The organism is Burkholderia sp. GbtcB21, assembly GCF_019091065.1.
Classification (GTDB): domain Bacteria; phylum Pseudomonadota; class Gammaproteobacteria; order Burkholderiales; family Burkholderiaceae; genus Burkholderia; species Burkholderia pyrrocinia_C.
In genome coordinates this window covers 91,362-116,630 of record NZ_JAGXKA010000003.1, presented here as the reverse complement: position 1 = coordinate 116,630, position 25,269 = coordinate 91,362, and the positions used below count along the sequence as shown (strand labels likewise).

Here is a 25,269-nt window from a genome sequence, read left to right as displayed (position 1 = left end):
GTTCGATGGTGGCCGGTGGGCGCGGCCATCGGGTTCAAACACTGTAGTGCTCCAGGTAACGACACGCTGCCATATGCGAGCATCGAGCGCTCGCGCCCCAGTCAGATCGCCGCGTGCCCCGCTACCACGCCCAGCGCACGCCCGCATTGCCGGTAATCGTGCGCTGATGCTCGCCGCCGAGGTTCGTCAGGTAGCTGACCGTCGCATACACGCTGCCGCGCTTCGTCAACTGCGCGACCAGCCCCGCGCCGATCTGCCCGGCCGTCTGCCCGACCTGCGTGCCGATCGTCGCCGAGCCGCCGAACGTGGTCTTGTCGTCCGCGCCGAACGAGCGCAGCACGTTCACGCGCAGGTAAGGCTTCCAGCTCACGCCGTTCGCGTCGAACGCCCATTGCAGCCGTGCGCCGATCCGGCCGACGAACGTGTTGCCGTTGTTCCACGTCACGTCCGACACCCCGTCGTTGAACCTGCCGAGCGACAGGTACTGCCATACGAGTTGCGCCTGCGGCTCCAGCGTCAGCCCGTAGCCGAGCGCGACCGGAAAGCCGGCCTCCACCGACCCCGTGAACGCGTTGCCGTCCGTCGAGCCGTTCACGTTGTCGTTCGAGTGCGTGCGCACCGTCAGCGCACTGCCCATCACGACGGCGTCCGTGTACCAGCCGCCCGGGCCGATATGCGTCCAGTAGCCGCCGAGGTTGTACGAATTGATCTGCAGCGTGCCGACGCCCAGATCGGGCTGCGCGAGCGCGAAGCCGTTCACGTCGCCGACCGCGCGCGCGAAACCGAGGAAAAAGCCGTAGTGATTGCGATGACCGCTCGGGCTGTTGTCCGCATACAGATCCTGGCCGACCTGCATCCCCCACACCGTGCCGTCGAACGACGGCGTCGCGTCGCCCTTCTGCTTGATGTTGCTGTTGCCGCCCCACACGCGCGCCCACGACGCAGGCATCGGGCCACTCTCGCTCAGCAGCCCCTGTTCGCCCTGCCGGTCATGAAACGTGTCGATCTGCAGCAGGCCGAGTTGCCGCGCGACGGCCGGTGCCTCTGCATACAGCGGAACTTCGGGGCGGAAGATCGGCTCCGGGCTGCCGCCGGTGCCGGCATCGGCGACGGCTTCGACGATCGATTCGGGCGTGCCTTCCGCCGGCGTGACTGGCGTCGCGGGCGGCGGTGTCGGCTGCCCAGGTTCGACGACCCGCGGCTGCGGCTTCGGCGGCACCGTGTTGCGCAGGTACCAGCTGTCGCCGGTGCCGGCCGCCGCGCCGCCTTTCGCGAGGAAGTATGAATACGCGCCAGCGCTCACCGTGCCGCCCGACAACGTGAACGCACCCGCGCTCGACGTCGCGCCGTTGGTCGCCTGCACGACCTGGATGCCGTCGCCGGTCGTCAGTGCGCCCGCGCCGCCGACGTTCGTCACCTTCAGCATGCTCGCGCCGCTCGCCGTGCCGCCGCTGACGACCAGCTTGTCCGACGGCGCGCCGTCGCCGGCGAGCGTCGTGTTCAATGCGATCGTCGCGTTCTGGCCGACATAGTTGCCGGCCACCGTCAGCGCGTTGCCCACGCCGCTGCCGCCGAGCTGCACGAGCCCCGCGTTGGTCAGGTTGCCGTTGATCCGGAAATTGCCGGTCGCGCCGCTCGCGAGGCTTGCCAGCGCATTCGCGACCGAGATCGTGCCGTTGTTGGTCACGTTGCCCGTCACGCTGCCGTAGCCGCCGAGCGTCGCGCCCGATGCAACCGTCACCGGCCCGCCGCCGCCCAGCGCCGCCGACGCGCTCGTACCGTCGCCGACGATCACCGTGCCGGCGTTCACGTTCGTGCCGCCCGCGTAGCTGCTCGCTCCGTTCAGCGTCAGTGTGCCGCTGCCGAGCTTCGTCAGCGAACCCGCACCGGCGATGCCCTGCGTCAACGTCGAATTGAAGCCCTGCGTATCGATCGTGCCGTTGTTCGACGTGATCGACACCGCGCGGCCCGATGCCAGATTGAACGAACTGCCGAGCTGCAGCGTGCCGCCGTTGAACGTCAGGTTTCCTGACGATGCGCCGAGCGCATTGTCGGCCGCGACCGTCAACGTGCCCTGCGTGATCGTCGTGCCGCCCGAATACGTGTTGCCGCCGGCCGACGAAGGCGCGACCGTCAGCGTGCCCGCGCCGGTTTTCTCCACCGCACCCGAGCCGCCGATCGTGCCCGTGTACGTGCCGGCGCTGTCCTGCTGGAAGCGCACGAGGCCGTTGTCGGTCACGGACAGCGGCAGGTTCGACGCATTCGCCTGCAGCGTCGCGCCCGCGTTCACGGTCGCGACGACCGACGCCGTCGTCGTGCCGAGCGTGCCGGTGAGATTCAGCGTGCCGCTCTGCACGAGCGCGGTCGAGAACGTGCCGGTGCCGGCCCACGTCCAGTCCGTGCCGGCCATCGTCAGGCTCTGGAAATTCGTGAACGCGTTCGACGCGGTGCCCGTGCCCTGCAGCGTCACGGTGTTGGCGCCGCCGCCGCCGTTCGCCGTGCCGACGATCTGCGAGCCCGTCTGCAGGATCAGCGTCACGTTGCCGCTGCCGCCCTGGATCGCGGTGCCGCCGCCGCCCTGGATCAGCCCCGCGTTGGTGATCGTCGTCGCGCCGTTGGTCGAGCGCACGCCGATGCCGTTGTTGCTGATGATCCTGCCGCCGGCCTGGTTCGTGATCGTTGCGGTGAACGAGCTGCCGAGCGTGTTCGACACGACCGCGTCGACGCTGCCGCCGCTCGTCGCGGTGCCCGTCGTCTGGATCGTGCCGCTGTTGACCAGCGTGTCGTTGTTGCCCTGCATGTAGACGGCCGGCGCATCGCGGCCGTTCGACGTCAGCGTGCCGCTGTTGGTGATCGTGCCGTTGCCGCCGAGCAGCGACGCCGCGCGCGCGTTGTTGCCGGACGTCGTCACGGTGCCGGTGTTGACGATCTGGTTGCCCGACGCGCCGGGATTACTCTGCCCCCACGCGGCCGTCATCCCGTACGCATTGTTGCCGCTGGTCGTGATCGTGCCGTTGTTGACGAGCGTGTTGTTGTTGCCGTTCGCGGCCATCCCGTCGTTGTACTGACCAGTCGTCGAAATCACGCCGGTCGCGGCATTGGTGAGCGTATTGCCGTTGTTCACGCCGAGCAGCACCGCGCCGCGGTTCGCGACGCCCGTGCCGTTGCCGGACATCGACAGGTTGCCGTTGTTGGTGATCGCGCTCGACGTGTCGACGGAAAACGGCGTCGGCGTGGACGTCAGCACATAGCTGCCCGTCACGGTCGAATCGAGGTTGACCGTCACGTTGGTGCTGCCGGCCGTGGCCACGACCGACGGCGCATTGGCGCCGGAACACGTGACCGTCGTGCCGCTGCCCGGCGCGGTGGCCGAGCATGCCGCATGGGCGCCCACCGGCATCGCGCCGGTCAGGATCGCCATCCCACCCAAACCCAGGTTCCGCGTTTTTCTTTTCATCGTTCCGCTCGCATTTATTGGTGACGTTATTGCTGCAAATCGGTGCGTGGAACGGGTTATATCACCTGTCTTGAAATAATCGCAAGGTCAGTTCGTGTGATATTGGAAATCAGCCGGCGATTAATTTCTCAACGAGAAATAATGGGAACGGTTTCTGCCGCTGCGCAGCATTCGGAGATGCGGCAAGCGTCGCATTCGAGATGGAACGAAAAACCGGTTGAATTTGCCGGCTTTCGCTCACGCGCTGAAAGCGATCGCGATGCAGTCCGAAGCAATCGGAAAATTTGACGCAACTTATTAAACGATTAGCCGCGCATGTGTTGCCGCAAGCCATTCAGCGATGTTGCTTCGCACGATGACCTGCCGTTCAAACGCGGACGTACCTCGGAATATCGCTGCCGCTGCGCGACTGCGCGTGCTGGTGCAGCGACGCCGACCGCAGCGGCCGGCATCCGGCGCTAGCGATCAGCCCGTATGCGGCTCGACTGCCGTCGACATGGCGACCGGCTGTGTCCACGTGGCCGACGCCAACTGCGTACGGGCGGCATGAGCCACGCTGTTGAACGCGACACGCAGTTCGCCCTTCAGCTTTGCCGCGTTGGCTGCCTGCACGAGCGCAACCGGATCGACGAGACGGGCGTTTCGCCGGACCTCGAAATGCAGATGCGGGCCGGTCGCGGTCCCCGTACTGCCGACGGCGCCGACACGCTGGCCGCGCTCGACGCGCGTACCGGTTCGCAGCGTCGGCTCGAACGCCGACAGGTGCGCGTAGTACGACGCATAGCCGCCGCCGTGGCGAATCACCACGTACTTGCCGTAGCCGCGCGGCTCGGTGCCGATGAACGACACGACGCCGTTCTCCGACGCATGAACGGCACGGCCCGTCGGCGCAGCCAGATCGACGCCGGAATGCACGTGGCGTGTGCCGGTCACCGGATGCACGCGCGCGCCGAACTGCGAGCTGATCCGCGTCGCGGCGACCGGCATCGCGAAATGCGCACCGGCGAGCGGCACGCCGTCGAGGTCGTAATACGCGCCCGGCGAGCCGGCGTCGGGCGCAAACCACACGCCCGCCACCTGCTGGCCGCGAAAGCGCACGTCGAGCGCCGTCACGCGCACGCCGCCCGGCAGCGTCGCGTCGTCGTCCGGTTCGAATGCCACGCGGAAGGTGTCGCCGATCGCGCCGCGCTGCTTCGGGTCGATGCGCCCGGCCAGCAAACGAACGACCTGCGCCGCGACGCCGGCCGGCAGTTCGGCGCGCGCCAGCGACGCCCGCAGGCTGCCGGTAATCGCACCGGCGCGCGTGCCGCGATCCGGCGCCGCGAGCATGAACGGCTCGGCCGACGCCAGATCGACGGAGCCCCGCTCGAATGCCGGCTGCGCACCCATCGACGGCAACGGCGATGCAATGCCGTACGCGAACCGCGTCGCGTAGCCACGTTCGATCGCACCGCGCGCCGCGTCGCAAAGCACGCGGTAAGCCACGCATGCGCCGAAGCGGGCAACGGGATCGTCGCCCGTCGGCTGGTTCGACGCATGCGATGCGTACGCGACGTCGAGCGGCGCTGCCGACGATGCACGCAAGCCGCCCCACGTCGTTCGGGCGGAACTGAAAAAAGGCACGTCGACAAGGTCTGCCGTTTCCGCCGTCACGGGCGTGAACGGCGCGGCGTCGTGAAACGCCTGTGCTGCCGCACCGTGTGCGCCGGCGACGCAGGCCGCCGCGACGGCACCGCGCAGCAGCACACGGCGAATCGGGAAACAGCGAACGCCGCGTCGGGCGGGTTGACCTTGTTCGCGTGCGAGACGGAAACGCAGGTTCAACCGCATGACGTCGTCACTCGCTATCAATGAAAAATCGGGAAAGGACCGGGTATCGCGGAGGAACGATCGTCGCGATCCGGCAACTTGAAACAGAGTGTATCGGCGTGCTTGAAACCGCTGAATAGGACGAATCCTATTTTATGGAACAGTCGATTAGTACTAGAACGAAATCGCGATTTCGCCGTCCGCCGACATGGCGCTCCGCTCCCTGCATTCGCGCGAACCAACGTGTGCCGTGTACAGTCGAACGCTGCCTGCGCATGAGCGTCGTCCCGCCCGACAACGGCGGGCGGACGCACTATGCGCCGCGTACTGTATCTTCAACCCGGAATCCCGTCATGTTTCTCGATCATCTTCATCCGGAACGCTGGACGTTCCTGTGGAACGCACTGTCCACCCTTTCCATCAAGCTGAGCGCCGGCCTTGCGCTGCTCGTCGCAGGCTGGTGGCTGTCGAAACGCGTCGGCAACTGGCTGAACCGGTTGCTCTCGAACAAGGAGCGCGTCGACGACACGCTGCGGCCGATTCTCTGCGACGTCGCCGTGTGGGGCGTCCGCATCGTCGCGATCGTCGGCGCGCTGTCGCAGCTCGGCATCGAAACCGCGAGCATCGTCGCGGTGCTCGGCGCGGCCGGCCTCGCGATCGGGCTCGCGCTGCAGGGCACGATGCAGAACATCGCGGCCGGCATCATGCTTCTGCTGCTGCGGCCGTTCAAGGTCGGCGACTATATCGACGGCGGCACGGGCGTCGCGGGCACCGTCGACGAGGTCGGGCTGTTCATGACGCGGCTGACCAAGCCGGACGGCATCTGCGAATTCGTGCCGAACAGCGCGCTGTGGGGCAGCTCGATCCGCAACTACACACGCAATCCGACGCGCCGCCTCGATCTCGAAGTCGAGGTGTCCGTGCACGACGATATCGATCGCGCGCTCGACGCGCTGCGCACGCTGGCCGAAGCCGATCCCGACGTGCTGCAGGATCCGGCGCCGGACGTGATGGTGATGCGCTTCGACGACAGCACGGCCGTCGCGAACATGCGCGTGTGGACGCATACCGACAACTTCTGGGCGATGCGCTGGCGCCTCGCCCGCCAGGTGCGCAAGGCGCTCGCCGATGCGGACTGCGCGCTGCCGATCCGTACGCGCGAGCTGCACATCGTGCACGACGCGGAACGTCGCGCGGACAGCGTGCGCGTGCGGGCGTCGTAACGCGTAACGACATCGGGGCGCGCAACCGCGCGTGACGCGCGGCGCGCCCCGGCTTCGTCGTTACATCTTCACGATATCGAGCAGCGCCTTCCTGCCGCTCTTGTACGTGAACACCGAGATCGCGCCGTGCTTCAGGTCGCCCTGCGGCGTGAAGCTGGTTTCGCCGATCACGCCGCGATAGTCGGTGGCCGGCATCGCGGCCAGCACCTTCGCCGGGTCGGTCGAGTTCGCGCGCTTCATCGCATCGACGATGATGTAGACCGCGTCGTACGAGAACGGCGCATACACCTGCATCGGCTGGTGGTAACGCGCTTCGTAGCGCTTCGCAAACGCCGCGCCGCCCGGCATCTTCTCGAGCGCGATGCCGGCCTCGGAACACACGACGTTGTCGGACGCCGGGCCCGCGAGCTTCGGCAGGTCGGTCGAGCACACGCCGTCACCGGCGAGGATCTTCGCGCGCAGCCCGAGCTGCCGCGCCTGCTTCGCGAGCGGCCCGCCCGTCGCGTCCATCCCGCCGTACATGATCGCGTCCGGGTTCGCGCCCTTGATCTTCGTGAGGATCGCGCGGAAATCGATCGCCTTGTCGTTGGTCGCGTCACGCGACACGATCTTCATGCCGGCCGCCTTCGCCGCCTTCTCGAACTCGGTCGCGAGGCCCTGCCCGTAAGCGGTCGAATCGTCGACCACGGCCACCGTCCTGATGCCCATGTTCTTCGCTGCATACGACGCGAGCGCCGGCCCCTGCTGCGCATCCGTCGCGACGACGCGATAGGTCGTCTTGAAGCCCTGCTGCGTGTAAGTCGGGTTGGTCGCGGCCTGCGAGATCTGCACGACGCCGCCGTCGCGATACACGCGCGACGCCGGAATCGACGTGCCCGAGTTGTGATGGCCGACCACGCCGACGACCTTGTCGTCGACGAGCCGCTGCGCGACCTGCGTCGCGGTGCGCGGATCGCCTGCGTCGTCCTGCGCGTCGAGCTGCAGCGTGACCTTCCTGCCGCCGATCGCGAGCCCCTTCGCGTTGATTTCCTCGACCGCGAGCCGCGCGCCGTTCTCGCTGTCCTTGCCGAGATGCGCGATCGCGCCGGTCAACGGCGCGACGTGGCCGATGCGCACGACTTCGTCCGCGTGCGCGGAGAACGCGGACAGCGCGCACGTCAGCGCGGCCGCGGTGGCGAGTGCCGTCTTGTGATGTCGATTCATGCTTGTCTCCTTCGTTGTCGCACTTCGTTCGTATTCGGATACGTCGTTCGTTGAAGGCAATGCCACGCGCTTACGCGCGCCCTTCGAAACCCAGCAGTACGTTCACCGCGTTGATGCCGATCTCGTCGACCATGTAGCCGCCTTCCATCACGAACAGCGTCGGCAGGTTCAGGCGCGCGAGCGCCTCGCCGATGCGCAGGTAGTCGGGCGAGCGCAGCCGGAAGTGGCTGATCGGATCGTGCTCGAACGTGTCGACGCCGAGCGACACCACGAGCAGGTCGGGTGCATGCGCAACGATCGCGGCCGCGGCATGGCCGAGCGCCGCTTCGTAGGTGTCCCACTGCGTGCCCTTCGGCAGCGGCAGGTTCAGGTTGAAGCCTTCGCCCGCGCCCGTGCCGCGCTCGTCTGTGTACCCGGAGAAGTACGGGTACGACACGTGCGGCTCGCCGTGGATCGACGCGAACAGCACGTCCGCGCGTTCGTAGAAGATGTCCTGTGTGCCGTTGCCGTGATGGAAATCGACGTCGAGCACCGCGACGCGCGCGGCGCCGCTCGCGATGCCGTGCTGCGCCGCGATCGCCGCATTGTTCAGGTAGCAGTAGCCGCCCATGTACTCGCGGCCCGCGTGATGGCCGGGCGGCCGGCACAGCGCGAACGCCGCGCGCGCGGCGCCGTTCGACAGCAGGTCGGCGCCGGTGAGCGCCGAATTCGCGCTCGCGCTCACCGCGTCCCACGTGCCCGCATTGATCGGCGCGCCGGCGTCCATCGCGAAGAAGCCGAGCTTGCCGTCGATGAAATCGGGCAGCGTCGCGGCAGCCGGCATCGCGCGCACCGGCCACACCAGCGGCAGCGCCTGGCAGGTGCGGCCGGTCGCGGTCCATTCGTCCCAGGCGCCGACGAGGAAATCGACGTAGCGCGCGCTGTGCGCACCGGCATAGCTGGCTCGGTCGAATGCGCGCGGCGCGATCACGTCGCCGAGGCCGGCCGCGCGGACCTGCGCGAGCACCGTTTCGGCGCGAAGGGGGTTTTCGAACGACTCGGTGATCGCGCCGTCCTTCAGTTCGACGCCGCGATGCAGGTGGTGATCGCTGCTGTAGACCGTGAGCATGGTTGACCGTTGCAGTGATGGCAGTGAGGGGGTGGCAACAGTCTATTGACGCCGACCGGCAATAACTTTGCTTTTCACATTCCCGTTTCGTACAATTTTGAGAAAACTGTCTACGGAACTACGGATATGAGCAAAAATCGCGCTTCGGTTGAACTGGACGGCGTCGACCGCGCGATGCTCCGCCTGCTGCAGGAAGACGGCGCGCTGTCGAACGCGACGCTCGGCGAAAAGCTGTCGCTGAGCGTCACGCCGTGCTGGCGCCGCCGCAAGCGGCTCGAGGACGAGCGCGTGATCACCGGCTACCAGGCGAACCTCGACCGGCGCGCGCTCGGGATGAACGTGTTCGCGTTCGTGCAGGTGACGTTCAACATGCACTCGGGCCAGGATTCGGATCACTTCGAGGATGTGATGCGGCGGCACGACGAGGTGCTGTCGTGCCACAAGATCACCGGCGCGGCCGATTACATCCTGCAGGTCGTCGCGGCCGATCTCGATGCGTATGCGGAATTCGTCGAGCGCGTGCTGAGGAAGCAGGCCGGCGTGTCGTCGATCCAGTCGAGCCTCGCGTTGCGCGAAGTGAAGTTCTCGTCGCGCGTGCCGGTGCCGGACGCGTGAACGGTGCAATGAACATGCAGGCCGTCATTCCGTTCCCCCAAACCCATCCCATGGAGCACGCCCCCATGAAACGTTTCATCCCCTCCGTCTCGCTTGCCGCCGCGATCGCGTTCGCACTGAGCGCCTGTGCGGCGCAATCCACCGCGCCTGCCAATGCGTCGGCGCCGCTCGATGCTTCCGCGCCGGCCGCGCCGCCGATGGTCGGCGGCGATCGCGATGCGCACGGCTGCATCGGCTCGGCCGGCTACGCATGGTGCGAACAGACGCAGCAATGCGAGCGCCCGTGGGAACTCGCGAAGCAAAAGGGCTTCGCGAATTCGGCGCTGTCGTACGAGCAGTTCTGCAGGAATAATTCGGCGAAGTGAGCGGATCGCGGCGCAATGCCGCGACGCAATGACGGGCCGACGCGAAGCGTTGCGCGAGCGATCGCGCAACGCTTCGGCACATCGACATTCCGACATGTCGCATCGGCACGCGGCGCGCCAATCGAGCGCGCCGCGCCGTCAAATTCCCGCCGGTTTTCCGGCGCGGCACACTCCGATTCCGGAAACCCGGACACGCGAAAAACCCCACAAAAACAAGGACATTTTTCGCGTGCGACACGTTAACCGAGTTCGGTTATATTACGCGCCCCTTGCCACCCCGCCCCCGGCAACAACGTCGCGTGCGGCCCTTTTCGATGCAGCCTGAAACCCCAACTACTCAGGCTTGCCGCAGGGGCCTCGGCGCAATGCGCGCCCCGTGACGCCGGCAATTGCGTGCCTGTCGCGAGCCGATCCGAAGGTGTCCTCCTCAACGGTTTCGCGTGCGCAAATGCAACGGCGAACAGCGTCGATCCGGAATTCCGGATTCGCGATCCGGATCTCCGGAAGCGCGTATCGGCCGCGATCGAAACGCGCGTCGGGCGGCATGGCAAAACCGATGCATCCAAGTTGAAAAAGGGATCTGCTGTGATCAAAACGTTACGGGTAATACTGTCGGCGCTCGCGCTGTGCGTCGCCGCGTCGTCCGCGCACGCGGCCGATACGAAGAAGGTCGACGTCCTGCTGGTGGGCGGCGGCATCATGAGTTCGACGCTCGGCGTCTGGCTGCACGAGCTTCAGCCTGACTGGTCGATGACGATGGTCGAGCGCCTCGACGGCGTCGCGCTGGAAAGTTCGAACGGCTGGAACAACGCCGGCACCGGCCACTCGGCGCTCGCGGAACTCAACTACACGCCGGAAAAGGCGGACGGCAAGATCGACATCTCGAAGGCCGTCGAGATCAACGAGTCGTTCCAGATCTCGCGCCAGTTCTGGGCGTGGCAGGTCAGGCAGGGCGTGCTGAAGAACCCGCATTCGTTCATCAACTCGACGCCGCACATGAGCTTCGTGTGGGGCGACGACAACGTCCGCTTCCTGAAGAAGCGCTACGAAGCGCTGCAGGCGAGCCCGCTGTTCCGCGGCATGCAGTATTCGGAAGACTACGACCAGATCAAGCAGTGGGTGCCGCTGATGATGGAAGGCCGCGACCGCAAGCAGAAGGTCGCCGCGACGTGGACGCCGATCGGCACGGACGTGAACTTCGGCGAGATCACGCGCCAGTTCGTCGGCTACCTGAAGACGCAGCCGAACTTCACGCTGTCGCTGTCGAGCGAAGTGCGCGAGATCACGCGCAACGCCGACGGCACGTGGCACGTGTCGTGGGTCAAGCTGCATTCGAATGAAGCGCCGCAGGCCGTCGACGCGAAGTTCGTGTTCATCGGGGCGGGCGGCGGCGCGCTGCACCTGCTGCAGGCGTCGGGCATCCCCGAGGCGAAGGATTACGGCGCGTTCCCGGTCGGCGGCTCGTTCCTCGTGACCGACAACCCCGACGTCGTGAAGCAGCACCTCGCGAAGGCGTACGGCAAGGCGTCGGTCGGCTCGCCGCCGATGTCGGTGCCGCACCTCGACACGCGGATCATCGACGGCAAGAAGATCATCCTGTTCGGGCCGTTCGCGACGTTCTCGACCAAGTTCCTGAAGAACGGCTCGTATTTCGACCTGCTCACGAGCACCAACACGCACAACGTCGCGCCGATGATGCGCGTGGGCGTCGACGAATTCCCGCTCGTCCAGTACCTCGCCGGCCAGCTGATGCTGTCCGACGACGACCGCTACAACGCGCTGAAGGAATACTTCCCGAACGCGAAGAAGGAAGACTGGCGCCTGTGGCAGGCCGGCCAGCGCGTGCAGATCATCAAGCGCGACCCGGTGAAGGGCGGCGTGCTGAAGCTCGGCACCGAGATCGTCAGCTCGCAGGACGGCAGCATCGCGGGCCTGCTCGGCGCGTCGCCGGGCGCGTCGACGGCCGCGCCGATCATGCTGAACCTGATGAAGAAGGTGTTCAAGGACAAGGTCGCGACGCCCGAGTGGCAGCAGAAGCTTCGCCAGATCGTGCCGAGCTACGGCACGAAGCTGAACGACAGCCCGGCGAAGGTCGTCGAGGAATGGACCTACACGAGCGACGTGCTGCAGCTCTCGCCGCCGCCGAAGATCGACGTCAACGTACCGTCGCAGGCGACCGGCACCGCGCCGGCCCGCCCGGCGAAGGCGTCGGCCGACATGGCGCTGTAACGCGTACGACCGCCGCGCGGCGCCGTTTCGCCGCACGACATGGCCGCCCTCCGGGGCGGCCATTTTTCATGGCGCGCGCCGTAGGCGACGCCCGCGCCGGCCGCCCACGCCGGTCGCCCGCAGCCATCGCCCGCCGCCATCGCCCACTGCCGGTCGCCCGCATCCGCTAGAATTGCGGCACGCGCGACCCCGTCGCCGCCCGATCCATCATCCGCATCGACGCAGTCCAAGCGACCGCCGGTGCGGCCCGCGCCCGAGCCGCGCGAGCGCCGCACACCGTTGCCGCGCCCGCCCGGGCGCGCCACCAACCGAATTCAGCTGGAGAAAGACCGTGTTTACCTGCAGAAACCAGAGCTGCGGCACGCAGTGGGAAACGTCCGACGTCGTCATCAAGGACGAAGGCCAGGGGCTGCTGTTCCGCTGCCCGCTGTGCGGCGCGCGCAACTATCTCGAGCGCTTCGAAGCCGACGACGGCACGATCGTCTACGAGCAGATGGAAGGCAAGCCTTACCTCGGAGACCTGGAATGACCCAACCGACCGCAGCGCCCTTCAGCGCGCTGCCGCTGACGCCCGCCACGCTCGCCAACCTCGCGCAGCTCGGCTATGTCGACATGACGCCGATCCAGGCTGCGAGCCTGCCGATCGCGCTGGCCGGCCAGGACCTGATCGCGCAGGCGAAGACGGGCAGCGGCAAGACCGCCGCGTTCTCGCTCGCGCTGCTGTCGCGCCTCGACGCGCGCCGCTTCGACGTGCAGGCGATGATCCTGTGCCCGACGCGCGAGCTCGCCGACCAGGTCGCGCAGGAAGTGCGCCGCCTCGCACGCGCCGAGGAAAACGTGAAGGTGCTGACGCTGTGCGGCGGCACGCCGATGCGTCCGCAGGCGCAGAGCCTCGAGCACGGCGCGCACATCGTCGTCGGCACGCCGGGCCGCATCATGGATCACCTCGATCGCGGCAACCTGAAGCTCGACGCGCTGAACACGCTCGTGCTCGACGAAGCCGACCGGATGCTCGACATGGGCTTCTTCGACGACATCGCGAAGGTCGCGCGGATGTGCCCGCCGACGCGCCAGACGCTGCTGTTCTCCGCGACCTATCCGGACGGCATCGTGAAGCTGAGCCAGCAGTTCCTTCGCAACCCGAAGGAAGTGAAGCTCGAGGAGCGTCACGACAACAGCAAGATCCGCCAGCGCTTCTATGAAGTGACCGAGAACGAGCGGCTGCACGCGGTCGGCCAGTTGCTGAACCACTATCGGCCCGTCAGCACGATCGCGTTCTGCAACACGAAGCAGCAGTGCCGCGACCTGCTTGACGTGCTGCATGCGCAGGGCTTCCACGCACTCGCACTGCACGGCGAGCTCGACCAGCGCGAGCGCGACCAGGTGCTGATTCAGTTCGCGAACCGCAGCTGCTCGGTGCTGGTGGCGACCGACGTCGCCGCGCGCGGGCTCGACATCGCGCAGCTCGAAGCGGTGATCAACGTCGACGTGACGCCCGACCCGGAAGTGCACGTGCACCGCATCGGCCGCACCGGCCGCGCGGATCAGGACGGCTGGGCGCTGAGCCTCGCGAGCATGGACGAGATGGGCCGCGTCGGCGCGATCGAGCAGGCGCAGAAGCGCGACGTCGAATGGCATCCGCTCGCCGAGCTGAAGCCGGCCGGCGACGACACGCTGCTGCCGCCGATGGAAACGCTGCAGATCCTCGGCGGACGCAAGGACAAGATCCGCCCGGGCGACGTGCTCGGCGCGCTGACCGGCGACGCCGGGTTCGACGGCAAGCAGATCGGCAAGATCAACGTGACCGAGTTCTCGACCTATGTCGCGATCGAGCGCGGCGTCGCGCACGACGCGCTGCGCAAGCTCAATGCGGGGAAGATCAAGGGCAAGCGGGTCAAGGTCCGGTTGATGGACGAGGAGTGACGGGAAGCGGCGCGGACGGTCCCACCGTTGCGCGCCGCCCTGTACTACCCGCACCTCACGCCAGTTCCGGATACCCGTGCGCGGCGGCCTCCCGTGCAAACCGCGCAATCGTGTCGTAGTCGACCGGCGACAGCCGTTCGAATCCCTTCAGTCTCAGCACGCGCGAGCGTTCCGCATCGGCCGCGACCGCGCGATCGAGCGCATCCTGCAATGCGGCGACCTGCCCGCCTTCCAGCGCCCGCGAGGCGATGAACGGCAACCCCGGCGCGGACGCCGTCGTGCCGATGATCCGGATCTCCTTCAGCAATTCAGGCAGCGCGTCGCGCACATACGCGAACGTCACGCAGTCGATCGCCGCGCAATCGGCTTCGCCTGACGCCAGCGCACGCAGCACGTTCAGATGCGAACCGAACGGTGTGACCGATCCGAAGAATTTTCCGTCATGCGCATGCGGCGCGACCGCGTGACGGAACGCGTTCATTCCGCTGTGCGAATCACCGCCGTTGAATGCGGCCCTCAACCCGCGACAGGCGGCGAGCGTCGTCGCACCGCCCGCATGCACGCGCGCCGACACGACCAGCACGCTGCGGTAGCGCGCCCCCTGGCAGCCGTACGCGTCGAAAACCGGTGTCGCGATCAATCTCACGGTGTCGCGCAAGCCAAGCATCCGGTACGGATAGCCGCAGGTCTGCGACAGCAGCAGATCGTCGCGCCGCCACAGCGCGTGCAGGTCGTCGAACGGTTCGTCGGGCAGCACGACGTCCGCCGGCCCGCCCGCGTTCGCGAACGTATCGAGCGCGTCGCGCAGCAGCGCGCGCCACAGCACGGCGTGGCGCGGCGTCACGTTGTACATCGGCAGTTCTGCGATCCATTGGCTCATGCGCACATTCTACGCATCGGCGTCGGCTCAGCGGAACCCGGTTCGATCGCACGAAAACGGGCACCGAACGCGCCGCGGTGGCCTGAAAGCTTATCGGCCGCACGACGATAAGCAAATGCGAATCGATTGGTTGGCCGTGCCGCGCGATCCCGGTAACGTCCGGATGCCTGCTCCCGCATCGCCGCCGCGCGCATGCCGGGCAAGCCGACCGTGATCCGCGAGACACCCGAGCATCCGGGCCGGCTCCGCGCCGCCCGTTCCATCCCGCTTCAGCACCATGGCCGAATACTTCGACGTCGACCACGCGCGCGCGATCGCCGCGCTCGACGCCCGCTTCACCGCCCGCACCGAATGGCCGACCTGGCTGCTGATCGTCGCGATCTACGGCGGCTGGCTCGCCGTGCTGCTGCTCGTGCGCGCGCAGCACCTGTCACTCGCGGCCGCGACGCCGCCGCTGATCCTGCTCGGCGCGTGGCACCTGTCGCTGCAGCATGAGCTGCTGCACGGCCATCCGACGCGTTCCGCGTTCGTGAACAAGCTGCTCGGTTATCCGCCGCTGACGGTCTGGTATCCGTACACGCTGTATCGCGACACGCACCTCGACCATCACCGCGACGAAGACCTGACCGTGCCGGGCGTCGATCCCGAAACGAACTACGTATCGCGCCAACGCTGGGCGCGGCTGCCGCACTGGCGTCGCGCGCTGACGGTCGCACGCACGACCTTCATCGGGCGGATCGTCGCCGGGCCGCCGCTCGCCATCGCCGCGACATTCGCCGACGCGTTCGCCGCGTTCCGGCGCGGCGACTTCCGCTACCTGCCGATGTGGGCGACGCACGCTGCATGCGTGGTCGTGCTGCTCGCATGGCTGCAATGGGCGATCGGCGTGCCGTGGTGGTACTACCTGCTGGCGGTCACGTGGCCCGCGCTGTCACTCGCGATGATCCGCTCGCTGTACGAGCACCGCGCCGCGCGGCATCCGAAGGCGCGCATCGCGATCAACGAAGCCGGCTTCGCGATGCGGCTGCTGTACCTGAACAACAACTATCACCTCGTCCATCACGACCTGCCGAAGCTGCCGTGGTACGACCTGCCGCGCGCGTACCGGATGCGGCGCGACGCGTATGCGGAAAAATGCGGCGGCTTCGTGATCCGCGGCGGGTATCGCGAGCTGCTGGCGCGCCACGCGTGGACGCCGACCGATGCGCCGGTGCATCCGTTCGATCAGGGCACCGCGTCGCTGTCGACGGGTGGCGGGGTGCAGGTGGCGGTGGTCGACGAGGTGCTGCAGATCAGCACGTAACGTTCGACGGAGCCGCGCTTCGTCGTGAAGTCGCCCGATTCGACGATGCAGGCGCGACGCCGCACGCCATGCCGATCCGCGCGCGTCGGCGCGAATTTCTTACGAAATGCCGACAACCCGGCGGTTCGTCGTCGAATTGCCAATCGCGTCGGCAATGTCCAGAATGGCGGGTCATCCGGGGCTCCCAAAACAAGCCCATCGCCCCGGCTCCGCTGCTGGCCGGGCGCTCATTCTCCGACGACGATGCAACCGAACACCCCGCCCGGCGCGATCCGCGCGATCGGCAACGACTGGTCCGTTTCCGCGATCACCGCGGGCTTTCTCGCGGTGCTGATTTCGTACGCGGGCCCGCTCGCGATCTTCTTCCAGGCCGCGCAGGCGGCTCACGCGTCCAATGCAATGGTGTCGTCGTGGGTCTGGGCGATCTCGATCGGCGCGGGCATATCGGGCTTGTTCGCGAGCTGGAAGCTGAAGGTGCCGATCGTCACCGCGTGGTCGGCGCCCGGCACCGCGCTGCTCGTCGGCCTGTTTCCGCAACTGACGCTCAACCAGGCCGTCGGCGCGTACATCACGGCCGCGCTGATCATCCTGCTGATCGGCGTCACCGGCTATTTCGACCGGCTCGTGCGCCACATTCCGCGCGGCATCGCGTGCGGGATGATGGCCGGCATCCTGCTGCCGTTCGGCACGCATGCGTTCGCCGCGGCATCCGAGCAGCCGGCGCTCGCATTCGGGATGATCGCGGCCTACGTGATCTTCAAGCGCCTGCTGCCGCGCTACAGCATCGTGCTCGTGCTGCTCACGGGCGCCGCGCTCGCGACGCTGCTCGGGATGACGCATCTCGGCAACGTATCGCCGAGCATCGCGCAGCCGATCTTCATCGCGCCCGAATGGACGCTCGGCACGACGCTCAGCCTCGCGCTGCCGCTCGTCGTCGTCAGCCTCACCGGCCAGTTCCTGCCGGGGATGACGATCCTGCGCGTGTCCGGCTATCACACGAGCGCGCGCCCGATCATTACGGCGACCAGCGTGATGTCGCTCGCCGTCGCATGCTTCGGCGGGATCACGATCGTCGTCGCGGCGATCACCGCGGCGCTCTGCACGGGCAAGGACGCGCACGAGGATCCGGACCGGCGGTACATCGCCGGGCTCGCGAACGGCGCGTTCTACCTGATCGGCGGGCTCTTCGCGGGCACGATCGTCACGGTGTTCTTCGCGCTGCCGAAGGCGTTCGTCGCGATCCTCGCGGGGCTCGCGCTGATCGGTGCGATCGGCGCGAACGTGCACGGGATCTTCGAGGACGAGAATCACCGCGAAGCGTCGGTAATCACGTTCCTCGCGACCGCATCGGGGATGACGTGGCTCGGGCTCGGCTCGGCATTCTGGGGGATCGTGATCGGGTCGCTTTCGTATGCGGTGCTGAACAAGGCGCGGCGGCAAGCGTGATGCACGTTGCGCCCGTCGTGCGCACCGCTCGCCGCCGCTTCGATCACCGCGCGTGCCGGCGCACCAGTTGCGCGAGCGCATCGACCAGCGTCGTCGTGCCGTAAAGCCGCTCCGACACGCCCGCCTCGACGTCGATCTGCCCGGCGTTGTGCACGTCGTACAGATCGACGATCAGTTGTGCATGACGTTCGCCGAGTCCCGCGCGCAGCAGCGTCGCATTCCAGGTGTCGCGCGGCAGCTCGTGCGCGACGATCGCGCGGCCGGCCGCCGCGCCGAGCGTATCCGCGATCGCCGTCACGCTCACCCGCTGCGGTCCTTCGACGCTGACGATGCGCGGCCCGTTGCCGCCTTCGGGCGCATCGAGCAGCAGCCGCGCCGCGACGACGCCCACATCGGGCGCCCAGACCGTCGGAAACACCTTGGCCACCGGATGATGAAAGCTCGGCAGCACACCGGTGCCGAGCGCGACCGGCAGGACCCGCGCCCAGTTCTGCAGATGCTCGGCCGAGCGCAGCAGCGTCAGCTGCGTCGGGATCGTCTTGAGCCGTTCCTCGAAGTGATGAAAGAGACGCGTGATACCCGTATTGCCGTCGAGCTCCGCGCCGTAGTCCGACAGCGCGAGCAATGCCGGCGGCGGGTTCGCGGCGAGCGCGGCGGTCGCGACGTCGATCGTCCGCTCCATCATCGCGGCCGGATCGGGGTCGGCGACGGGCACCGGGCACAGGATCTGCACGGCCTGCGCGCCGTCGATCGCCGACGCGACCGCGTTCACGTCCGTCAGCGCCGCGATCGCCACGTCGCAGCCGAGCTGCGCGTAGCGTTCACGCTGGCGTGCGTCGCGCAGCACCGCGCGCACGGGATGGCCTGCGTTGCGCAAGGTCGTTACGGTCGACAAACCGACGTTGCCTGATGCACCGAAGATCACGAACACGATCCGCTCCTGGGGGATGAAGGTGTGGTGATTGTCGGCATGCGCGGCCGGGACGGCGCGCAGGGAGGGATGAATCGAGCAGGAACGGATGAGCGATTCAACTAGTGCCCGGCAATGTGCCGCGCGGGCCATCAATCGCGAACTGGTACTGCTCTACTGGCAGACCGGTCGTGACAGCCGGTGGCGGCAGGCAGAGCAAGGTTAGGGGTAAGGTTATCGCGCGACTGGCGCACGACATCGAGGCGGCCCTTCCCGATCTGAAGGGCCTCTCCCGCGCCAACCTGATACACATGCGCCCTTTCGCGGACGCCTGGCCGGACGCGGCAATTGTCCAACAGCCTGTTGGACAATTGCCCTGGGGCCATAACCTGTCTGCAGTGAATCGAACGTGACAGCCCGCATCCATCAGGGCGCCACCGCGTCGTTATGCCCCGCTCCCCCCGTCCTTGCCGTCATAAGCCAGCCGCAACCCACCCCGCGCCCCCGATCGCACAATCTCCATCGGCGTCGCACCAAGCACGCGATTCATCCAGTTCGCCATGTGGCTCTGATGCGCGAACCCCGCTTCGAGCGCGATCTGGCTGATGCTGAGCCGGCCTTCGAGCAGCAGCGCCTTCGCGCGCTCGACCCGGCGCCGCACGACGTACTGGTGCACGGGCATCCCGAGCGTTTCGCGGAACAGCACCTTGAAATGCGGCACGCTGATCGCGACGAGCGCCGCGAGTTCGGCAAGCGTCAGGCGCCGGTCGAGGTTCGCCTCGACATAGTCGATCACGCGCGCTGCCGCCTTCGGTGCGAGCGTGCGCCGGCGCTCGCGGAACGCCGGCTGGCTGTCGACCAGCCGCGCGACGAGCGCCGTGCACAGGCTTTCCGCATAAAGCGGATCCGACGCGTCTTCCGCTTCGAGCTCGGCGGCCATCGCCCACGCGATGTGCTGCAGGCGCGGGTCGCGCACCTGCAACCGGCGGCGGATCTGCGCCTGCGACGGCTTCAGCTCCAGATGCTCGAAGGTCCGCCGCACGAACGTGTCGCTGAGCATGATGTGCAGGATCCGGCAGTCGGCACTGTCGGTCCACTGGCCCGGCAGGCCGGCCGGAATCACGTCGACGTCGCCATGCGCCTGGATGCGCGACACACGCTCGCCGTCGCATACGCAGTCCGCTCGAACGGGGCCGCCGATATGCACACCGATGCGGTGATGGTCGGCCGCCGGAATCCGGTACGTGCCGGCGCGAATGTCGAGCAGCGCCGCGCCGAAGCCCCGCCAGCCGAGCCCGCGGCTCGAACGCAGGCTGACCGGCACGCCGTTGTCCGACGGCACGGCGAGAATCGGATCGCTCATGGCTTGGCTCCACCAGATCGTGTGTCGAACGCGCATTGTGACGCGTTTTCGGGCGGCGTGCCGGGCCTGCGGGGGCCGTATCCGGCCGGACAGAAAAAGATCATCCGTTTCTGCTCAAGCCGATCCTTACGTGAGCGCCGACACGTGCGGTGACGCTTACGATCGCCCCATCCGACACCTACGGAGACCGTCATGCCCCATTACTGCCCGCAATGCGCGGCGTTCATCGCCCGCTCGCCGTCCCGCCCCGACGCCCGCAACGACCGGACTGCCATCGCCGCGTGGTGCCTGCGCATCGTCGGCTGGTATCGGCTCGAACGGCTGCTCGCGTCGATTCCCGACAGCAACGACGACTTCGGGCTCGGCTGACCGAGCGGCCGCCCGGCCGACGTCATCCACCTACTTGCGCCGCCGCTCGTGCGGCGCCGCCGTCGCGCCGTCGATCACCGGCGCGCCCTGCTTGATCAGGAAGTCGCGAAACAGCCCCGTCACCTGCGAGATCCGCCGGTCGGCGAGCGTGACCACATACCATTCGCGCTCGATCGGGTTGCCGGGGAACGGCAGCTGCCCGAGCAGCCCCGTGCGCAGTTCGAGTGCACACGCGTGCAACGACAGGAACGCGATGCCGAGCCCCGCTTCGGCCATCTGCTTGATCGCCTCGTTGCTCGACAATTCGGACCCCACATGGAAGCGATGGCCGGCCGTCTTGAACAGGCTCTCGACGGTCGAGCGCGTGCCCGCGCCGCGTTCGCGCACGAGCAGGTGCGCGGATTCGAGATCCTTCAGCGCGACGCGCTTGCGCTGCATCAGCGGATGGCCGGGTGCCGCAACGAACACCATCGGATGCTTCGCGAACTCGACCGCGTGCGTGCGCAGCTCCTTCGGCGCGCTGCCCATCACCGCGAGATCGATTTCATGCGTCGCGAGCATGCGGATGATGTCGTCGCGGTTGCCGACCTTGAAATACGTCTTCACATGCGGACGCGTCGCGGTGAATTTGACGAGCAGCGGCGGGATCAGATACTCGGCCGTCGTGATCGCGCCGATCCGCAGCGTACCGCCGAGATCGCCCGTCAGCGCGGCCACTTCGTCGCCGGCCTCGCTCCACAGATGCAGGATCTCGCGCGCATAACGCGACACGATCTCACCGGCCGCGGTCAGCTGCACGCCGCGCCCCACCCGCTGCAGCAACGCGGCGCCGACGGCCTCCTCGAGCAGGCGAACCTGCAGCGACACGGCCGGCTGCGTCAGGTTCAGCTCCTCGGCCGCGCGCGACACGCTGCCGAGCCGCGCAATCATGTCCAGCGCCTTCAACTGCCGGAACGTCGCGGTCTTTCCTATAAGTGAATACATATGAGTCGCTTATAAACATTAAATTGTTCGACTGGGTTCGAAACTATATCGTCGGTTCTTGAGCAATGTCATCCGAATCGTCATCAGCGGGAGCCCAACATGGACAACATCACGCCCAACCTTGCAACGGACCGCATGCCGCGCATCGTGATCGTCGGCGGCGGCGCCGGCGGCCTGCAGCTCGCCACGCGTCTCGGCGATACGGTCGGACGCCGCGGGCAGGCCGAAGTCGTGCTCGTCGACCGCTACCCGACGCACTTCTGGAAGCCCTTGCTGCACGAAGCCGCGTCGGGCCATCGCGACCCGGCTTCCCACACGATCGAATACGCGGCGCAGGCGAAGCGCCACGGCTTCCGCTTCGTGCAGGGCGCGCTGCAGCAGGTCGACCGCGCCGCTCGCACGGCGACGATCGCGGCCGTGCACGACGCGGACGGCACGGAAATCCTGCCGCAGCGCGAGCTCGGTTATGACGATCTCGTGCTGGCGGTCGGCAGCGTGACGAACTTCTTCAACGTGCCGGGCGCCGCACGCCATGCACTGCCGCTCGAAAACCTCGACCAGGCCGAGGATTTCCGCCGGAAGTTTCTCGCGGCCTGCACGAAGGCGAATCATCAGGCCGAGCAGCATCCGGCGAAGCACGCGGCGCCGATCTGCATCAACGTGATCGGCGCGGGCGCGACGGGCGTCGAGCTGGCCGCCGCGCTGCGGCACGCGATCCAGCAACTGACGACGTACCGCTTCAAGGCGCTGGTGTCCGCGCGCGACGTGCACATCCGGCTGATCGAAGGCGGCCCGCGCATCCTGCCGGCGCTCGACGCGCGGCTGTCCGCGAAGATGCACGCGCAGCTTCGTGCGCTGAACGTCGACGTGCTGACCGATACGCGCGTGGCGGAAGTGAGCGCCGATGCCGTGACGACCGCGACGGGCGAACGGCTCGCGAGCGACATCACGATCTGGGCGGCCGGCGTCGCGGGCCCCGCGATCCTGCGGGAGATCGGCGACATCGCGCTCAATCGCTCGAACCAGGTGATCGTGACCGACACGCTGCAGACACCCGACGATCCGCACGTGTATGCGTTCGGCGATTGCGCCGCGTGCCCGTCGGCCGGCGCGAGCGGCTTCCTGCCGCCGCGCGCGCAGGTTGCGCACCAGCAGGCCGTGTATCTGGTCCACGCATTCGCGCGGCGCGTCGCCGGCAAGCCGGTGGCCGGCTTCACGTTCCGCGATGCGGGCACCGTCGTGTCGCTCGGGCACGCCGGCGCCGTGTACCAGGCAGACCTCGGCGTGCGTTCGCGTTCGCTGATCGTCGACGGGCTTGCCGCGATCGGCCTGTACAAGTTCCTGTACCGCAAGCACCTGTTCAGCGTGTACGGCGCGAAGCGCGCGCTGTTCCAGTCGCTGAGCCACTGGCTGCAAAGCCGCAACCAGCCGTCGATCAAGCTGCACTGATCGCCTGCTGAAAGCGGCAGCGCATGACGGCGTATCGGGCGCGCATCGCCCGATACGCCGTTTTTTTCACATGCATCTGACCGGTGCATGCGCAACGTGCGCGAGTTTGGTGCATCACATTGAAAGCCGTCGATACGATGCATTGCGTAAAAAAAAACATTGCGCGACACGCATGCCGCGCCCACACTGGCTCGCAACCCGATTCATTAGTCGTATCGTATGAGTCGGATAAAAATATTAATTGGTTGCATATTCCGGATCAACGCTAAGGTGTGTGGCATTCCCGTCGGCGAACGGATCATCACGTTTCTGAAGAGGAATCACCGTGGTTATCGAAGCCATCGTCACCCGTCTCGACGCTGCATTCGCACAGATCGAAGCAACACCGGATTCGCACGAAGCGCGCCATCAGCGCGACGCAATCATCCAGTGGCTCGACCGTGCGTCGGAAGAAGGATATCGACTCGGTCTCGTCACGACGCTGCCGGCCGCACGGCTCAGCGACATGTTCGAAGGCCAGTTCGGCCGCGCGAACCTCGACCGCTTCTCGGTCGTCGTCACGGACGCCAATCAGCAGGACTCCGGATCAAACCAGCATCCTTTCGACGTTGCGCTGCAAGCGCTCGGCGTGCCGCCCGAACGTGCGGTGGCGATTGCGAGCAGCGAACCGGAACGCCGCGAAGCCGAGCATTTCGGCCTGTCGCGCTGCGTGAACATCACCGATACGGTGCGCTCGATCGCATCGGCCGGCCTGCACTGAACGCCGGCACACGGGCCGGCGGCGGCCGGCCATCGTCGATCGGGCCGCAATCCGACGATTGCCCGACCCGATCCTGACATTCTGCTGTCAAAGTCGCTTGCAACACTTCCGGGTTCGACCGATCTCTCCCGGAAACGGGACGACGCGATACCGCATCGTCCCGCCCGTTACACGCCACGATGACACGCCCGCCCCACCCCGCCCTCGCCCTCGCAATCGCCTGTCTGCTGCTTGCCGCCTGCGGCGGGGAAACCTCGACACCGCCCGCCACGTCGACCGACAACAGCGGCCCGACGCCCGCACCGCAGCCGCAACCAACGCCGACGCCGGTTCCCGCGACCTACTACCAGACGAAGACGCCGTACCGCCCGCAGCAGGACGCCGCGACGTACGAAGCGCCGCCCGCCGGCTACGTACCCGTCTACGCCGAACTCGTCGCACGCCATGGCTCGCGCGGGCTGTCGGGCTTCAAGTACGACGGCGCGATCTACGCGATGCTGGTCAAGGCCGAGGCCGACGGCGCGCTGACCGCGCTCGGCGCGCAGCTCAAGGCCGATACGTACGCGATGATGAAGGCCAATGCGCTGCTCGGTTACGGCGTGCCGGGCATCTCGACGCCCGGATACGGCAATCTCACGCAAACCGGCATCCGCGAACACCAGCAGCTCGCCGCACGGCTCGCACAGCGGCTGCCCGCGCTGTTCTCGGCGGGCAACCGGCAGGTTGTCGTCGTCAACTCGGGCCAGGATCGCGCGGTCGACAGCTCGACGTTTTTCTCCGCGGCGCTCGTCGCCGCGCAGCCGGCGCTGGCCGCGGCGATCACGCTGCCCGCCGCGCCGTCCGGCTATCCGGCAAACGCACCGGCCGCGCAGCCGGCCGGCACCAACCGCTTCCTGCTGTATTTCCATTCGCTGAAACCGGCCACCGATCTCGTGACCGACGCGAACGATCCGTACTACGCGGTCTATCAGGCAAGCCAGGCCTACCAGGCCTACGCGAACGACGCGACGGTGGCCGCGAAGCTGAAGGCGATCAAGGCCGCACCGCAAGCGGCCGACGTCGCGCAAACGGTGCTGTCCGCGCTGGTGTCGCCGGCGTTCATCGCGAAGCTCGGCACCGACGGCTACACGTTCGCGAACACGGGAACCTATGCGTTCACGTCGGCGGACGGCAAGTTCACCAACACGCTGAAGGGCGACGGCAAGACGAAGATCGCGACGGCCGTCGATGCGGTGAACGTGCTGTACAACCTGCTGCAGATCGCGCCCGCGATGACGGCGGAAACCGGCGGCGTCACGATGGAGAAATACATCGGCGCGGAACAGGCGCAGTATCTGGCCTATCTGCAGGATGCCGAGGACTACTACCAGAAGGGGCCCGGCATCCAGGAGGCGAACCCCGTCACGTACCGGATGGCGAAAGTGCTGCAGGACGACTTCTTCGGCGAAGTCGACGCGATCGCGCGCGGCGACCTGACCCGCGCCGCGAAGCTGCGCTTCACGCATGCGGAGATCGTGATTCCGTTCGCGTCGATCATGAACCTGAAGAACGTGTTCGCGCCGACGCCGCAGGCGCAGACCTACACGTATGCGAACAACCCGTGGCGCGGCGACCAGGTGTCGCCGATGGCCGCGAACATGCAATGGGATGTCTATCGCAACGGGTCGCGGCTGATCGTGAAGATGCTGTACAACGAGCGCGAGACGGATTTCCAGGCCGCGTGCGACGGCGCGAAAATCGCGCCGGGCAGCCACTTCTATGACTATGCGGGGCTGAAGCAGTGTTACGGGTATCAGTGACGTGACGCGCGGTGCACGCGTCGCGCGCGGATGAGAGGATGAGCGGGGCGCCGCGGCATCGACGAACTCGCGTC

The 25,269-nt window shown here is 67.3% G+C and carries 21 protein-coding genes; 13 read left to right on the top strand and 8 right to left on the bottom strand.

Annotated elements, in window-relative coordinates:
* Positions 1 to 121: 121 nt before the first annotated feature.
* Together KVT39_RS08575 and KVT39_RS08570 are read right to left on the bottom strand one after the other, a co-directional pair.
* The gene (locus KVT39_RS08575; protein ID WP_217588971.1) at positions 122 to 3,421 is read right to left on the bottom strand and encodes an autotransporter outer membrane beta-barrel domain-containing protein; all 3,300 of its coding nucleotides are present in this window, start codon (positions 3,419 to 3,421) and stop codon (positions 122 to 124) included.
* Between the two features lie 501 nt (positions 3,422 to 3,922).
* Positions 3,923 to 5,287, bottom strand: a complete 1,365-nt coding sequence (locus KVT39_RS08570) for a M23 family metallopeptidase (protein ID WP_217588511.1) — start codon at positions 5,285 to 5,287, stop codon at positions 3,923 to 3,925.
* Positions 5,288 to 5,619: 332 nt separating this feature from the next.
* On the opposite strand from KVT39_RS08570, the gene KVT39_RS08565 reads away from it, so the two are divergent.
* Positions 5,620 to 6,489 (top strand): mechanosensitive ion channel family protein, encoded by an 870-nt coding sequence (locus KVT39_RS08565; RefSeq protein ID WP_105391776.1) that lies wholly within the window; start codon positions 5,620 to 5,622, stop codon positions 6,487 to 6,489.
* Positions 6,490 to 6,549: 60 nt separating this feature from the next.
* Here the strand turns inward: KVT39_RS08565 and KVT39_RS08560 are convergent, their stop codons facing one another.
* Together KVT39_RS08560 and KVT39_RS08555 are read right to left on the bottom strand one after the other, a co-directional pair.
* Positions 6,550 to 7,692 (bottom strand): branched-chain amino acid ABC transporter substrate-binding protein, encoded by a 1,143-nt coding sequence (locus KVT39_RS08560; RefSeq protein ID WP_034181076.1) that lies wholly within the window; start codon positions 7,690 to 7,692, stop codon positions 6,550 to 6,552.
* A gap of 70 nt (positions 7,693 to 7,762) precedes the next feature.
* Positions 7,763 to 8,800, bottom strand: a complete 1,038-nt coding sequence (locus tag KVT39_RS08555) for a histone deacetylase family protein (RefSeq protein ID WP_217588509.1) — start codon at positions 8,798 to 8,800, stop codon at positions 7,763 to 7,765.
* Positions 8,801 to 8,926: 126 nt separating this feature from the next.
* On the opposite strand from KVT39_RS08555, the gene KVT39_RS08550 reads away from it, so the two are divergent.
* The 5 genes from KVT39_RS08550 (at position 8,927) to dbpA (ending at position 13,932) form a co-directional block, all read left to right on the top strand.
* Positions 8,927 to 9,415 (top strand): Lrp/AsnC family transcriptional regulator, encoded by a 489-nt coding sequence (locus KVT39_RS08550; protein WP_034181074.1) that lies wholly within the window; start codon positions 8,927 to 8,929, stop codon positions 9,413 to 9,415.
* A gap of 65 nt (positions 9,416 to 9,480) precedes the next feature.
* A complete protein-coding gene (locus KVT39_RS08545; RefSeq protein ID WP_217588508.1) occupies positions 9,481 to 9,780 on the top strand; it encodes a hypothetical protein in 300 nt (99 codons plus the stop codon).
* A 567-nt stretch (positions 9,781 to 10,347) separates the two neighbouring features.
* The gene (gene mqo, locus KVT39_RS08540) at positions 10,348 to 12,009 is read left to right on the top strand and encodes a malate dehydrogenase (quinone) (protein WP_217588506.1); all 1,662 of its coding nucleotides are present in this window, start codon (positions 10,348 to 10,350) and stop codon (positions 12,007 to 12,009) included.
* Between the two features lie 331 nt (positions 12,010 to 12,340).
* The gene (locus KVT39_RS08535; RefSeq protein ID WP_034181070.1) at positions 12,341 to 12,538 is read left to right on the top strand and encodes a hypothetical protein; all 198 of its coding nucleotides are present in this window, start codon (positions 12,341 to 12,343) and stop codon (positions 12,536 to 12,538) included.
* A complete protein-coding gene (gene dbpA / locus KVT39_RS08530; RefSeq protein ID WP_034181069.1) occupies positions 12,535 to 13,932 on the top strand; it encodes an ATP-dependent RNA helicase DbpA in 1,398 nt (465 codons plus the stop codon). Before KVT39_RS08535 ends, dbpA begins: the two co-directional genes overlap by 4 nt.
* Before the next feature lie 55 nt (positions 13,933 to 13,987).
* On the opposite strand, the gene KVT39_RS08525 is transcribed toward dbpA, so the two are convergent.
* Positions 13,988 to 14,812: a phosphate/phosphite/phosphonate ABC transporter substrate-binding protein gene (locus KVT39_RS08525; protein ID WP_217588504.1), complete on the bottom strand. Its 825-nt coding sequence runs from the start codon at positions 14,810 to 14,812 to the stop codon at positions 13,988 to 13,990.
* A gap of 277 nt (positions 14,813 to 15,089) precedes the next feature.
* On the opposite strand from KVT39_RS08525, the gene KVT39_RS08520 reads away from it, so the two are divergent.
* Both KVT39_RS08520 and KVT39_RS08515 read left to right on the top strand, forming a co-directional pair.
* Positions 15,090 to 16,115 (top strand): fatty acid desaturase, encoded by a 1,026-nt coding sequence (locus KVT39_RS08520; protein ID WP_217588501.1) that lies wholly within the window; start codon positions 15,090 to 15,092, stop codon positions 16,113 to 16,115.
* 243 nt (positions 16,116 to 16,358) lie between these two features.
* A complete protein-coding gene (locus KVT39_RS08515; RefSeq protein WP_217588499.1) occupies positions 16,359 to 17,561 on the top strand; it encodes a benzoate/H(+) symporter BenE family transporter in 1,203 nt (400 codons plus the stop codon).
* 43 nt (positions 17,562 to 17,604) lie between these two features.
* On the opposite strand, the gene KVT39_RS08510 is transcribed toward KVT39_RS08515, so the two are convergent.
* The gene (locus KVT39_RS08510; RefSeq protein WP_217588496.1) at positions 17,605 to 18,492 is read right to left on the bottom strand and encodes an NAD(P)H-binding protein; all 888 of its coding nucleotides are present in this window, start codon (positions 18,490 to 18,492) and stop codon (positions 17,605 to 17,607) included.
* A gap of 104 nt (positions 18,493 to 18,596) precedes the next feature.
* Between KVT39_RS08510 and KVT39_RS38640 the strand changes: the two genes are divergently transcribed.
* Entirely contained in the window at positions 18,597 to 18,884 is a 288-nt protein-coding gene (locus KVT39_RS38640) for a DUF1016 N-terminal domain-containing protein (RefSeq protein WP_368858909.1), read from the top strand.
* A 32-nt stretch (positions 18,885 to 18,916) separates the two neighbouring features.
* Here the strand turns inward: KVT39_RS38640 and KVT39_RS08500 are convergent, their stop codons facing one another.
* Positions 18,917 to 19,834 (bottom strand): AraC family transcriptional regulator, encoded by a 918-nt coding sequence (locus KVT39_RS08500; RefSeq protein ID WP_217588493.1) that lies wholly within the window; start codon positions 19,832 to 19,834, stop codon positions 18,917 to 18,919.
* Between the two features lie 192 nt (positions 19,835 to 20,026).
* Between KVT39_RS08500 and KVT39_RS08495 the strand changes: the two genes are divergently transcribed.
* Positions 20,027 to 20,203, top strand: a complete 177-nt coding sequence (locus tag KVT39_RS08495) for a hypothetical protein (RefSeq protein ID WP_217588491.1) — start codon at positions 20,027 to 20,029, stop codon at positions 20,201 to 20,203.
* A 30-nt stretch (positions 20,204 to 20,233) separates the two neighbouring features.
* On the opposite strand, the gene KVT39_RS08490 is transcribed toward KVT39_RS08495, so the two are convergent.
* Positions 20,234 to 21,187, bottom strand: a complete 954-nt coding sequence (locus tag KVT39_RS08490) for a LysR family transcriptional regulator (protein WP_034181062.1) — start codon at positions 21,185 to 21,187, stop codon at positions 20,234 to 20,236.
* Between the two features lie 99 nt (positions 21,188 to 21,286).
* Here KVT39_RS08490 and KVT39_RS08485 point away from each other — a divergent pair, with 99 nt between their 5' ends.
* The 3 genes from KVT39_RS08485 to KVT39_RS08475 all read left to right on the top strand — a co-directional run bounded on the left by KVT39_RS08485 (position 21,287) and on the right by KVT39_RS08475 (position 25,195).
* Positions 21,287 to 22,636, top strand: coding sequence for an NAD(P)/FAD-dependent oxidoreductase (locus tag KVT39_RS08485; RefSeq protein WP_217588489.1), 1,350 nt, complete (start codon positions 21,287 to 21,289; stop codon positions 22,634 to 22,636).
* Positions 22,637 to 22,961: 325 nt separating this feature from the next.
* Positions 22,962 to 23,396: a phosphatase gene (locus KVT39_RS08480; RefSeq protein WP_034181060.1), complete on the top strand. Its 435-nt coding sequence runs from the start codon at positions 22,962 to 22,964 to the stop codon at positions 23,394 to 23,396.
* A gap of 179 nt (positions 23,397 to 23,575) precedes the next feature.
* Positions 23,576 to 25,195, top strand: coding sequence for a histidine-type phosphatase (locus tag KVT39_RS08475; protein ID WP_217588487.1), 1,620 nt, complete (start codon positions 23,576 to 23,578; stop codon positions 25,193 to 25,195).
* The last annotated feature ends 74 nt before the right edge of the window (positions 25,196 to 25,269 follow it).

Bases quoted from the DNA above. Each gene is read 5' to 3' on its own strand.
- KVT39_RS08550 (WP_034181074.1), top strand. From the start codon at position 8,927: ATGAGCAAAAATCGCGCTTCGGTTGAACTGGACGGCGTCGACCGCGCG.
- KVT39_RS08570 (WP_217588511.1), bottom strand. From the start codon at position 5,287: ATGCGGTTGAACCTGCGTTTCCGTCTCGCACGCGAACAAGGTCAACCC.
- KVT39_RS08565 (WP_105391776.1), top strand. From the start codon at position 5,620: ATGTTTCTCGATCATCTTCATCCGGAACGCTGGACGTTCCTGTGGAAC.
- KVT39_RS08485 (WP_217588489.1), top strand. From the start codon at position 21,287: ATGGACAACATCACGCCCAACCTTGCAACGGACCGCATGCCGCGCATC.
- dbpA (WP_034181069.1), top strand. From the start codon at position 12,535: ATGACCCAACCGACCGCAGCGCCCTTCAGCGCGCTGCCGCTGACGCCC.
- KVT39_RS08560 (WP_034181076.1), bottom strand. From the start codon at position 7,692: ATGAATCGACATCACAAGACGGCACTCGCCACCGCGGCCGCGCTGACG.
- KVT39_RS08515 (WP_217588499.1), top strand. From the start codon at position 16,359: ATGCAACCGAACACCCCGCCCGGCGCGATCCGCGCGATCGGCAACGAC.
- KVT39_RS08525 (WP_217588504.1), bottom strand. From the start codon at position 14,812: ATGAGCCAATGGATCGCAGAACTGCCGATGTACAACGTGACGCCGCGC.
- KVT39_RS08490 (WP_034181062.1), bottom strand. From the start codon at position 21,187: ATGTATTCACTTATAGGAAAGACCGCGACGTTCCGGCAGTTGAAGGCG.
- KVT39_RS08575 (WP_217588971.1), bottom strand. From the start codon at position 3,421: ATGGCGATCCTGACCGGCGCGATGCCGGTGGGCGCCCATGCGGCATGC.
- KVT39_RS08475 (WP_217588487.1), top strand. From the start codon at position 23,576: ATGACACGCCCGCCCCACCCCGCCCTCGCCCTCGCAATCGCCTGTCTG.
- KVT39_RS08495 (WP_217588491.1), top strand. From the start codon at position 20,027: ATGCCCCATTACTGCCCGCAATGCGCGGCGTTCATCGCCCGCTCGCCG.
- KVT39_RS08555 (WP_217588509.1), bottom strand. From the start codon at position 8,800: ATGCTCACGGTCTACAGCAGCGATCACCACCTGCATCGCGGCGTCGAA.
- KVT39_RS08520 (WP_217588501.1), top strand. From the start codon at position 15,090: ATGGCCGAATACTTCGACGTCGACCACGCGCGCGCGATCGCCGCGCTC.
- KVT39_RS08545 (WP_217588508.1), top strand. From the start codon at position 9,481: ATGAAACGTTTCATCCCCTCCGTCTCGCTTGCCGCCGCGATCGCGTTC.
- KVT39_RS08500 (WP_217588493.1), bottom strand. From the start codon at position 19,834: ATGAGCGATCCGATTCTCGCCGTGCCGTCGGACAACGGCGTGCCGGTC.